This is a genomic window from Campylobacter sp. FU_497, from assembly GCF_025772425.1.
GTDB lineage: Bacteria > Campylobacterota > Campylobacteria > Campylobacterales > Campylobacteraceae > Campylobacter_D > Campylobacter_D lari_C.
Genome location: NZ_JAKMSC010000002.1, coordinates 1 through 11,753, shown reverse-complemented (window position 1 = coordinate 11,753; position 11,753 = coordinate 1). Strand labels below are relative to the sequence as shown.

Here is an 11,753-nt window from a genome sequence, read left to right as displayed (position 1 = left end):
TTAAATCAAAGAGAGGTTATCAAATTTTTATTCTTATACTCTCTTTTCAACTTCCCAATTTCAAACCACATCTTAACATACCCCCCTTTATACCAAGTTTTATTAGCTTGTATAATAGCTTGTCCAAGTTTATAAGAAAGATAACTTTTAAGTTTTGAGACTTCTTTATAATCAGGATAATCTTCTAAAGGAGGTAGTTTTAAAGAAGGATCTTTTTTTATTTTTTCTTGGTAGATTTTTTGTTTTTGTTTGTGTGAAATTACTATGCTTAATAATACTACAGGCATTATTAAGCAACCTAGAAAAGATTTTGAATTTACTATCATAGCTTGACCTAGTTTATTGGAGAGTTGATTTTGAATTCTTGTTTTAACTGTACCATATTTAGCTTGAAAGGATAATTGATTATTTAATAACTGAATTTGAGTTAAATTATCTTGAATGGTTTGTTCTTTAAGTTTTATATTTTGATTTAAATTTTGAATTTGAGATAAATTATCTTGAATGGTTTGTTCTTTAAGTTTTATATTTTGATTTAAATTTTGAATTTGAGATAAATTATCTTGAATGGTTTGTTCTTTAAGTTTTATATTTTGACTTAAATTTTGAATTTGAGATAAATTATCTTGAATGGTTTGTTCTTTAAGTTTTATATTTTGATTTAAATTTTGAATTTGAGATAAATGCTTCGATCTTAAATTTTCTAACACATCATTCTTATATTCTATTTTATTTTGCAGTATATTTAAGATAGCATTATCAGAAATATTAAAATATTTTTTATCCTCTAAATCATAATCAAAAATCTCAAAATCATTCTTATAGATTTCTCTTATAATTTTATATGTTTCACAATTATAATAATCTTTATAGTCACAGTGCTTGCTCTTATTTACATGGACAAGGCTGTCTTTTCTATTAAGAATATTTAAAATTTTTTTAAAATCACTATTTAATTGTTCAAATCTTCCAATAAAATCTACTAAGACATTCATATTCTCATCACATAAATATTCATACTGAAAAGAAAAGTGGTTTTTAGCTAAAATTTTTTGCTTAAACTCCTCATCTTGTAATTTTAAAACAAACTCTTCAAATTCTAAATCTCTAATATTCAATTTACCCCATTCTATATCACAAGGATCTGGACTATCATTTTTTAAATAATGATACGCTGAAACTACTCTATCATAAGGATTTCTCACAAAACCAAAAGAAAAATAACTCTCAAATTTATCCCTATCAAGCTTTACATAATCACCTGCTTTTACATGTCCAACAAGCCATCTATCTGTTTGATATATCACTCTTTCTATACTGCTACCAGCAACCTTTGGCACATGAATAAAAATACATTTATACTTATCATGAAAATCTTTAAACATTATATTTTCCCATCTAAAAATCTTAAAATCATATCCACATTCTCATTAAGATCTTCTTTTATTATGTGTATATGCGGGTTTTTAGGTTTTTCATAAGGACTATCTATACCTGTGAAATTTTTTATTTCTCCATTTCTTGCTTTTTTATAAAGCCCTTTTGGATCTCTTTTTTCACAAATTTCCAAAGGTGTATCAACAAATATTTCTATATATTCATCCTCATCTAAAAGATCTTTTATAAGCTTTCTATCTTTTTCAAAAGGCGATATAAAAGCGCAAAGTACTATCATACCAGCATCTACAAAAAGCTTACATACTTCTCCTATACGTCTTATGTTTTCTACTCTTGAAACCTCATCAAAACCCAAATCTTTATTAAGTCCATGACGTACATTATCTCCATCTAAAAGATAAGTATGAAAACCTCGCTCAAAAAGTTTTTTTTCAACCGCATTTGCCAAAGTAGATTTACCACTACCACTAAGCCCACTAAACCACAACACACATGGTTTTTGATTTTTAAGTTTAGCTCTTTGAGTTTTTGTAATGCTACTTGCATGCCAAGTTAAATTTTTACTCATTTTTTTCCTTAAAAACTAAAAAATACCGGAGTTATAGTTAAAACAATAGCTGAATAAGTCAAAGAAACTATCCAGCCTATTTTTATAAAATCAGTAGTTTTATATCCACAAATTGAACCTACCATCAAGTGAGTTTGATAACCATGTGGCATTAAAAAAGCACAACTTGCCCCATAAGCAACTGCCAATATAAATGGAGTTGGATTAACTTCAAGTGCTAAAGCAGTACTATAAGCGATAGGAAAAGCCAAAGCTGCAGCAGCGTTATTAGTAATGATTTCAGTTAAAAGTAAAGTTAAAAGATAAATTCCCACAAAACTACCATATAATCCATATACCCCAAAAGTTCCTATAATAAACTCGGCCAAATCTTTAGCTAAACCACTATCAACTAAAACTTTAGTAATAGCTAAAGAAGATCCTACTATGATAAAAATTTCCAAAGGAAAGCGTCTTTTTACCTCATCGAAACTTATGATTTTAAATATAAACAAGCAAGCTAAAAATACTAGCAGCGCTTTAAGCAAAGACACTAGTTCTAAAGCAGATAAAGCGATAATAGTTAAAAATGCAAAAATCACTATAAAACTTTGGATATTACTTAACTTTTTATTTTGCATGATATTTGAGATAATGTAAAAGTTTTTATTGATATTATCTCTTGAGTGAAAATCCTTACCTATGCTTAAAATAAGCCTATCTCCAGCTTGTAATAAACTTTGGCCAATTTTTGAAATATTTTTTGAGCCTCTTTTTAAGGCTACAATCCCTGCATCAAATTTAGCTCTAAAGTTTGCTTCCTTAACGCTTTTTCCTATCAAGTTTGACTCAGAATTTATAACAACATCTACTAAATTTAATGTTTCTAGTTTTAAATCTTGTGAGCCAATTTGCAAGCCATTAATTTTTTTCAAAGTCTCTAAATGCGTAATATCTCCACTAAAAATTAACTCATCTCCTTCTTTAATAAGCTCATTGTGACTAACAGGGGTAATAAGCTCATCTTTTCTTTGAATTTCAAGTAAAAACAAAAACTCTAAATTTCTTAAGCCATTTTCTTGTATAGTTTTTCCCACTAATGAGCTATTTTTCAATACTTTAGCATTGATTAAATACTCATTGATGACATTTTCTCTTTCTTTATACTCAGGCAATAAAAAGCTAAAAATCAAAAGCACTATAAGCACACCAATACTTATACAAAAACCCACCGCAAAAAAATCAAAAATCTTTAAACTTTCCAAGCCATTTTGCACTACAAAAGAATTAACTATCAAATTAGTTGAAGTGCCTATCAAAGTCATAGTTCCACCAACTATGGAAAAATATGAAAGAGGGATGAGTAGTTTAGAAGGAGCTTGAAATTTGTTATTTTTTATAATACTCATAAAACTTGCCACCACTGCAGTATTATTTAAAAAAGCTGAAATACTAGCTGTGACTACTCCAAGCTTTAAAAGTGATAGATGATAATTTTTACCTATGATGAATTTAGAACACCAACTTATTACAACGCTTTTTTCTATAGCTAGTGAAACTAGCAAAAGCAAAATAAGCACTATCAAAGATTCACTCGTGTAAGAGCTAAGCCAAGTACTTAAATTTAAATACCCCAAAAGATAATAAAGCACAGCTACACTACCAAATAAAATAAAAGGTTTAATTTTATTGCTAATTAACAAAATAAGCAAGATTAAAATACTTAATGCGACAATAATTTTCATATTTTTTTACATTCCCATTCAGGATAGTTTTTTCTAATGTAAGCATTAAGTTCAATTTCTGCTTGAGTGTAAATTCTACTCTTTTCTTCGCCTGCTAAAATTTCTTCTATCATACCAGCTGCTAAGGTTTCATTAGAGTATTTATCTATGATAATAAAACTTCCTAAAGTTTTATTGTCCTTATAAGCTTTAAGGGCTGTTTTTTTATTAAGCTTTAAGGTGCATTTAGCAATATCATTAAGTTTTAATTCATCGCTTTGAAATTCTTTGAAAGTATTAATGTCTTTTTTAAAATCAATTTTTTCAAATACTACATTGGCAGTTAAATTTGCTATTTTGATAAGATAGTTTTCATTTAAATTAAACTTAACCTCACTCATCCATATTACCATAGCTTTAAAAGAATTTGAAATTTGCAGCTTGTGATTTTTAGAAGCTATTACATCGCCTCTTGAAATATCTATCTCATCTTCTAAAGTTAAAGTTATAGCACTTGGAAAGCTAGCATTTTTAGCACTTTGAACTTTTTCATTTTTACCAAGTGCATTTAGGTTTTTAATGTTAGGTGTGATGATTTGTTTTATTTTACTTGTTTTTAAAGAAGGTAAAATCACAACTTCATCTTTAGTATTTACACTACCACTAGCAATATTTCCACAAAAACCTCTAAAATTTAAATGTGGGCGATTGACATATTGCACACTCATGATAAACTCATCACTTAAACTAGTAACAATAGGCAAAGTATCTAAAAGCTCAGATAAGGTTTTTCCACTATACCAAGGCATATTAATGCTTTTAGAAGCTATGTTGTCTCCATCTAATGCACATATAGGAACAAAATGGGTTTTAATATGTTCATGATTTTTTAAGCATGGTAAAATTTCTTGATAATTTTTACAGATTGTATTAAAAATTTCTTGATTATAATCAATCAAATCCATTTTATTCACAGTAATAATAAATTGTTTTATACCAAGCAAACTCGCTATATAAGAATGCCTTTTGGTTTGAGTTAAAACCCCTTTTCTAGCATCTATAAGTATAATAGCAATATCAGCTGTGCTAGCACCTGTTGCCATGTTTCTGGTGTATTGTTCATGGCCTGGGGTATCTGCTATAATGAATTTTCTTTTTTCACTTGTGAAAAATCTATATGCTACGTCTATGGTTATACCTTGCTCTCGCTCGCTTGCAAGACCATCTACTAAAAGCGCAAAATCAAGCTTTTCCCCCGCATTACCAAGCTTTTTGCTGTCTTTTTCTAAAGATAAAACTTGATCTTCAAAAAGCATTTTTGCATCATAAAGCATTCTACCTATAAGGGTTGATTTGCCATCATCTACACTACCACAAGTGATAAATCTACAAAGCTCTTTACTTTCATGTTCTTTTAGGTATTTTTCTACATTTGTTTTCATTAAAAATACCCCTCTTTTTTCTTTTTTTCCATACTCGCTTCTTCATCAGTGTCTATAAGCCTACCTTGTCTTTCACTCGTTTTAGAAAGCAAAAGCTCTTCGATGATTTCTAAGACATTGCTAGCACTTGAGTTTATAGCTCCTGTTAGTGGGTAGCAACCTAGGGTTCTAAAACGAACTAATTCTTCTTTAGCATTTCTTGCAAGTTCTTTTGGCATACGCTCATCATCAACTAAAATTTTAGCCCCCATGTACTCCACAACCGGTCGCTTTTTAGCAAAATAAAGACTTGGTAAAGGAATATTTTCTTTGTAAATATACTGCCATATATCAAGCTCAGTCCAATTGCTCAGAGGGAAAACTCTTATAGATTCACCTTTTTTATGGCGACCATTGTAAATATCCCATAATTCTGGTCGTTGATTTTTCGGATCCCATGAGTGGTTTTCATCACGAAAAGAATAAATTCTTTCCTTTGCACGCGATTTTTCTTCATCTCTTCTTGCACCACCAAATACTGCATCAAACTGATATAAATCAAGCATTTGTTTTAAACCTTGTGTTTTAGCAATATCTGTATGCATGGATGAGCCATGTGTAAATGGGGAAAGGTTTAATTCTTTGATTTTAGGATTTTGATAGACTATAAGCTCCATGCCAAGCTCTTTAGCACGTTTGTCTCTAAATTCTATCATTTCTTTAAATTTCCATGTGGTATCTACATGCACCAAGGGGAGTGGAGGTAAGCTTGGGTAAAATGCTTTTTGTAAAAGATGTAGCATAACCGAGCTGTCTTTACCTATACTATAAAGCATAGCTGGTTTTTCAAACTCAGCTATCACCTCACGGATGATATGAATGGACTCTGATTCTAAATATTCCAAATAAGATATATTGAACATAATTTTCTCTTTCAAAATAAAAGAGAAAATTATATCAAATTTTACTAAATTGAGCTATCAAAGTATCTGTTGCACCCAATGATGCTAAAGTTTGCTCATAGGCATTTTGCAAGATAGGATTATCTATAAATTTTCCCCAATGCTTTTGTCCAGCAGGAAGTCCATTTGCCAACCAATATAAATTATTACTTATGGAATATCTTTGTATGCATTTTATAAAATCAACATGCAATCCAGCTTTTTTTGCAATCATAGATAAGGTATGTGTATTAAAGTAATATAAATGTGGGCTCCAATATATAAAATTTTGATATGATTTATTTTGAAATATAGTAAGAAGTGCATCATTTGCATTAGGAACTTCTATTATTATTTTGCCACTATCTTTTAATTTAAAAGATAGTTTTTTCAAAATACCGATAGGGTCATGTAAATGCTCTATAACGTGAAATGCTGTTATAACATCATAACCCTCTCCTTCTATTAAATTAATATCATCTAAATCTCTATATAATTTAATATTGTTATTTTCATAAATTTTTTCAATCTGCTGTTCAATTTCCACTCCAGATACTGTTTTGGCATACTCCTTAGCTAGAATTAAAAACTCAGCCCTTCCACTTCCAAAATCTAATATATTTTTAGCAATAATTTGTTCCTTAACAAATTTCAACCTGAATTTAATAGCTTCTTCTCTATCTTTAGATAATGTTTCAATATAATTATTTAATAGAGTTTGCTTTCCATTATTTTGAAAATCTATTCTTTTAGAATGTTGAAAAAAAGATAAATCATTCATCTTGTTATCTATATAAAATTTTTCATTTGTACAAAATTTACTCAAAAAAACTAATCCGCATTCTTCACATTCAAGTATATCAATTTCATTATTATCTCTAACCTTGCCATTTCTTTTAGAAATATTTTCATTTCCACATAAATAACATTTCATAAATCCATCTCCTTACTAATATTTAAAAATTTATTATAACAAAGCAATCTTCAATACAACTAAAATAATATCGTTTTTATTAATTTTAATATTTAAAAAGCAACCATTATATTATATTTTTATTATATAAAAAATCAATTAGCTCTGCTACACTATGTACTATAGCCTCATTTTTTTTGAATCCATATCCCCAAGAAACACTAATAAAATCAATACCTAAATCTTTAGCGGCTTTTTCATCATGTAAGGTATCACCTATCATTAGAGCATTTTTCATAGAAAAATACTCTAAACATAATTTTATGATATCTGCTTTACACCATCTTCCTTCAGCATCAGATCCTTGTATAAAATCAAAATAATTACTGAGACCAAAATATTTCAAAATAAGCTCTGCGTGCTCCTGTCTTTTATAAGTTGCAACTGCAATTTTATTTGTACTATTATGAATTTTTTCAAGCAGCAGAGGAATGCCTTCATAAACATTTGCGTTAAAAAGAAAATTTTGCTTATATATATTTCTAAAAAGTTCTGTCGCGATAGCAGCATCCTTATCACTGAGTTCAAGTGTATTTTTTAGTGAATTAAAAATGGGTGGTCCTATAAACGTTCTAATGACTTCTCGACTAATGTTAGGAAGTTTTAAGTAATTTGTAACATAATCAATACTTCTAATAACACCATCTATAGGATCAATTAAAGTTCCATCAAGATCAAAAAGTATCAGCATTAATCTTACCTTTTTTTAATTTGAGATTTGTCTTTGTAAGTATAATAATTTCATATTTACTTTTCCTTGTATTAATAAAACTATTAAACATATCTTCTAGCTCAATATTTATTTTATGAATTTCTTCTTTGCTTTTTTGAATTTCCATTTTATCTTTGAAGTAATTTTGTTGCCCAAATACAAATCCATCAAAACCCGCTATAGCCAAAGATTGCAATTTAAAATAATCTAAAAGTCTAAAAAATAAGATAATAGAATTATCCAAATTACTCCATCCTTTTTGAACAACTCTATTAATGTTTATTCTAAAAGAATTTGGAATGTTAGCCTGAATGTTTGACAAAAATATTTTTGGTTTTTGAGTAAAAGCTGAATTTAACTTCAAATATTCAAAACGTTTAATATTGCTTACATAAAAAAAATCATTTTGAAAACTTGAATCAATAAAGTTAATATTTACAACCAAACAATCTTTATCTCTTATATATTTTAAAATTTTATCTTTTTCATTTATTATAGAATTTCCAGGAGCTAGGACTAAAATATTTTTATTATTGAAAATTTCAGCTAATCTCTTGAATTCGTGACTATCGTCAATATCAACCCTTCCTACATGTTCAAGATAAAGCTCTTCAAGTCTATCATAATCATATCTTTTAATTTTATCTATCTCCAATTGCGATAAAATCAATGAAATATCCTTAGAAAGGATATTGTTTTTTTCCAGCAAATAGTTTATATTATTTGTATGTGCACTATACATACCAGCAATAAAATATGGCAAACTATATCCCCAATTAAATTTTGCTGCAATTGGTTTAATATACACATCAATACAATCTAGTAAAGCATGAATATTATAACTATAGTTCATTTTTTTATTTGCGTATAATGCAATAAGCTCTGTAGGCGTATTGCCAGCTCCTCTTCCCATACCATTCAAACTAGTATCAACTGTAACATTTCTTTCATTCTGGCTCAATCTAATAAACTCTTGAGATAATGCACTAGAAAGCTGCAAATTATTATGAGAATGAAATCCTATTTGAATATTCTTATTTAAATTATGATTTATAAAATAATACAATCTTCTTAAATCTTCAATATACATCGATCCAAAAGTATCAACTATTGAAAAACAAGCACTATTTGTTTTGTTAACTTCGTCTATTAAATCCAATAATTCTCTGTCGGAATAACCCAAAATATCAACAGGTTGCACATAAACATTATAACCCTTGGCAATAACCTTTCTTACCGCATCTATTGCTAAGAAACGCTCATGTTTAAAAAAACATATCCTGATTACATTGATTTTACAATTTACATTTATAGGTAATAAATCAAAATCATATCTTGAATAATCAGCCAATAAAGAAAAATTTGATTGTTTTGTATTTTCAGGTAAAAAATCAAAAGCGTCAGACGGTTTTTTAAATACTGTTTTTCCTTCTCCAAAACCTTCATTTTGCAAAAAACCTATCTCGATTAAATCAATATTAGCGTCTATGAGATTTTCAATAATACCTTGTATAACTGATTTTCCAAATTTTTTATCAACAATATAAGCTCCATCTCGCAATGTACAATCTAAAATTTTTAAATGCTTCATTATTTATCCTTTTTAATGAAATATTGGTATACTTTATCTGCAAATTCGAAATCTTCAGGATAATCTATATCAATAAATTCAATAAAATTACACTCACAAACAAAAACTTTTTTCCCACTTCGACTATTATAATTTGCAAAAACATTCCTTGTAAACACATATGGAGAAGATATTTCGCAAAATACAGGTTCTATATCTTGAGTTTTTTGAACTGAATCTAATAAAAAATTTAATGGTTCATTTTTAAACCAAATGAAATTTTTAAATTTCTTTGCAGCAATTGCTGAATCAAATTTTTTAGATACTACTGCATTAATGCATTGTTTATATGTATCAAGAAGCACAAAAGGAGAAGTAGCATGAGCCATAATATAAATATCAGCATCTATACTTTTAACAAAACTAGCTATTAAATCTCCAGCGAGTGTTTCCGATGAGTCTAAACTAGCATCTCTTTGTAAAAATTTAACTCCATCGAGCAAATACGATTTTATTTTTGCATCACTGCAAAATACATATATATCATCAATATATTCACATTTCAATAAAGTTTTTTGAACAAAATGTACCAATGGTGTACCATCGAAAAAGGTTTTAGTGTTTTTACCTGGTAGTCTTTCATTGTTTAATTTTATAGGTATAAATGCAACTATTTTCATTTTTTCTCACTTTTACATTTTATATTTCTTATCTCAAACCATAATTTAACATATCCTCCCTTATACCAAGTTTTATTAGCTTGTATAAGAGCTTGGCCTAGTTTATAAGAAAGATGATTTTTAAGTTTTAAGGCTTCTTGATAATCAGGATAGTTTTCTAATGGAGGTAGTTTTAAAGAAAGATCTTTTTTTATTTTTTCTTGGTAGATTTTTTGTTCCTGTTTGTGTTTATCTTTTATATAAGATAGCACAAAAGGCATTCTTATATAACCTAGTATAGATTTTGAATTTGCTATCATAGCTTGACCTAGTTTATAAGAGAGTTGATTTTGAATTCTTGTTTTAGCTGTACCGTATTTAGAATAAAAATACAACAAATCTGCTTGTTTTTTTAAAATCTCTTCCTGTTTTTTAATATTGCACTGTAAAGTCTTATTTTGTTCTTCCAAATTATAGATTGCATTTTCATTTGAATTATTGCTATATGATTTTATTTCTTCAAGCAATGCTACATTTTCTAGTGAAACATTTAGTTGATATTTTTTATAAATTTCATATTGCTGCTTTAACAAGGTGACAGATGGAACATCCAAACGGTGTATTTTTACCGCCTTGAGTTTTTCTAGCAACTCTGCAGATAAATTAAATAAATATTGCCAAGAAACATGATAGTCTTTATTATCACTAGAAGCTAAAATATATTTATCATCACTAGCAACAATTGTTCCTACTTTTCTTGATAAGGGAATCTGTGGGGGAATCAAATTTACTCCTAATTTATTACAAAAAGAAAACGGCACTAAAGCTGTAGTATTAGCTTCTGATATGCATATATCAACCGTTTCGCAAATAGCAATTTTATGCCTATAATCCATATTATCCAATGATACACTAGTACAATTAGCACCAACTCTTTGTATTTCTAAACAAATCTGTTTAAAAATAGCATTATTGCGGTCATAATAGCTTCCATAGCTTTGAGGTTGAGCTACATTCACAATACTATCATAATCAGTTAAGCCATTATAATACAATTTTATATTTTTGAAATATTTATTAAGCTCTAATATAAAATTTGCTATCCCTTTTTCTACTTCAATCCACTTACGATAATTTCCAGAAGAAAACCCCACCCAAACAACCAAATCATATTGATTTTTTTCTTCTTCTACTTCTATCGTCTCCACAGCTTCTCTATATACAGCTTTTTCAAATTCTCTAGTAGCATAATTACTTATACCCATTGGATATAAATATACATTATCCTTGTCTAAATTTAGAGTGTTTTTAACATATTTTTGAAAAAGAAAAAAACACTTTTCTGGATTTATTTGCGTATTTTTAATAATATTATTTTGATCCATTAGATAAAAAAATTGTCCCATATGAAAAACAAAATGTTGTGGTAATTCCATAGACATAGTTAGTCCTATTTTTTTTTCAGAGTATTTTAAAAACTCACATGGTACTTGTTTCCATCTAAATAAATTTATCACTGGCCATTTTCCATGTACCGTAAAAATTATATCATTAACTATTATATGATTCATAAAATCTGATGCTTGAGTAAAAACCCATGGATACTTATTTTCTGAATCAATCATAAAAATAGTATTAACAGAACCTAAAGTTAAGTTAAACACAGCTCTAGTTATGATATTATTATTTAACGGATGTTGTAATTGAATACAATTACTTGATAAAATTTTATCCCATAAAATAAGCATTTTTTCAACATTTCTAGTTTTTAACATATCTATAATATTAAGAATATCATCCGACAAGCA

At 28.1% G+C, this 11,753-nt stretch carries 10 protein-coding genes; all 10 read right to left on the bottom strand.

The window, feature by feature from the left end; genetic code table 11:
• Nucleotides 1-5: 5 nt before the first annotated feature.
• The 10 genes from L8W68_RS01450 to L8W68_RS01405 all read right to left on the bottom strand — a co-directional run bounded on the left by L8W68_RS01450 (nt 6) and on the right by L8W68_RS01405 (nt 11,693).
• The gene (locus L8W68_RS01450; protein ID WP_263674744.1) at nt 6-1,385 is read right to left on the bottom strand and encodes a sulfotransferase family 2 domain-containing protein; all 1,380 of its coding nucleotides are present in this window, start codon (nt 1,383-1,385) and stop codon (nt 6-8) included.
• The gene (cysC, locus tag L8W68_RS01445; protein ID WP_263674743.1) at nt 1,385-1,966 is read right to left on the bottom strand and encodes an adenylyl-sulfate kinase; all 582 of its coding nucleotides are present in this window, start codon (nt 1,964-1,966) and stop codon (nt 1,385-1,387) included. Before cysC ends, L8W68_RS01450 begins: the two co-directional genes overlap by 1 nt.
• Nucleotides 1,967-1,974: 8 nt before the next feature.
• The gene (locus tag L8W68_RS01440) at nt 1,975-3,690 is read right to left on the bottom strand and encodes an SLC13 family permease (RefSeq protein WP_263674742.1); all 1,716 of its coding nucleotides are present in this window, start codon (nt 3,688-3,690) and stop codon (nt 1,975-1,977) included.
• Entirely contained in the window at nt 3,687-5,111 is a 1,425-nt protein-coding gene (gene cysN / locus L8W68_RS01435) for a sulfate adenylyltransferase subunit CysN (RefSeq protein WP_263674741.1), read from the bottom strand. The genes L8W68_RS01440 and cysN overlap by 4 nt, the downstream gene beginning before the upstream one ends.
• Complete coding sequence (cysD, locus tag L8W68_RS01430) at nt 5,111-6,013, bottom strand: sulfate adenylyltransferase subunit CysD (protein ID WP_412175549.1); 903 nt, start codon at nt 6,011-6,013, stop codon at nt 5,111-5,113. The genes cysN and cysD overlap by 1 nt, the downstream gene beginning before the upstream one ends.
• 34 nt (nt 6,014-6,047) lie before the next feature.
• Nucleotides 6,048-6,965, bottom strand: coding sequence for a class I SAM-dependent methyltransferase (locus L8W68_RS01425; RefSeq protein WP_263674740.1), 918 nt, complete (start codon nt 6,963-6,965; stop codon nt 6,048-6,050).
• A gap of 106 nt (nt 6,966-7,071) precedes the next feature.
• Nucleotides 7,072-7,695 (bottom strand): HAD family hydrolase, encoded by a 624-nt coding sequence (locus tag L8W68_RS01420; RefSeq protein WP_263674739.1) that lies wholly within the window; start codon nt 7,693-7,695, stop codon nt 7,072-7,074.
• The gene (locus L8W68_RS01415) at nt 7,679-9,307 is read right to left on the bottom strand and encodes an aldolase catalytic domain-containing protein (RefSeq protein ID WP_263674738.1); all 1,629 of its coding nucleotides are present in this window, start codon (nt 9,305-9,307) and stop codon (nt 7,679-7,681) included. The genes L8W68_RS01420 and L8W68_RS01415 overlap by 17 nt, the downstream gene beginning before the upstream one ends.
• The gene (locus tag L8W68_RS01410; protein WP_263674737.1) at nt 9,307-9,966 is read right to left on the bottom strand and encodes a cytidylyltransferase domain-containing protein; all 660 of its coding nucleotides are present in this window, start codon (nt 9,964-9,966) and stop codon (nt 9,307-9,309) included. The genes L8W68_RS01415 and L8W68_RS01410 overlap by 1 nt, the downstream gene beginning before the upstream one ends.
• Nucleotides 9,963-11,693: a hypothetical protein gene (locus L8W68_RS01405; RefSeq protein ID WP_412175550.1), complete on the bottom strand. Its 1,731-nt coding sequence runs from the start codon at nt 11,691-11,693 to the stop codon at nt 9,963-9,965. Before L8W68_RS01405 ends, L8W68_RS01410 begins: the two co-directional genes overlap by 4 nt.
• Nucleotides 11,694-11,753 lie beyond the last annotated feature (60 nt).